Genomic DNA, 237 nt, shown 5'->3' with positions numbered 1-237 from the left:
GTAGACGGGGAGACCGTGCGCGTTCCACAACATGAAATCTCGATTACCGATAACATCGTATATTACGACGGTAAAATGTATGGCTTTGATGGCAAATCTTTTTATCTAGTTTCTGGTGACCGTCCTATCACACCACCAGGTACAGATACTCCAATCAAACCGATCATTCCCGGTGAGCCTATCGAACCTGGTATTCCTACAGTTACTCCTGGAACCGGTGAAATGGATTACGTCGCA

At 46.0% G+C, this 237-nt stretch carries 1 protein-coding gene; it reads left to right on the top strand.

What is annotated here, in order from left to right:
* Positions 1–15: 15 nt before the first annotated feature.
* Positions 16–237, top strand: a 222-nt coding sequence (locus tag AB4274_RS22070; protein ID WP_372113252.1) for a hypothetical protein, incomplete at its 3' end; no start/stop codon positions are given.

This window comes from Vibrio sp. 10N.261.55.A10, from assembly GCF_041470825.1.
Lineage (GTDB): Bacteria > Pseudomonadota > Gammaproteobacteria > Enterobacterales > Vibrionaceae > Vibrio > Vibrio crassostreae_C.
The sequence above is the reverse complement of the archived record's forward strand: the minus strand, read 5'-3'. Positions and strand labels throughout refer to the sequence as shown.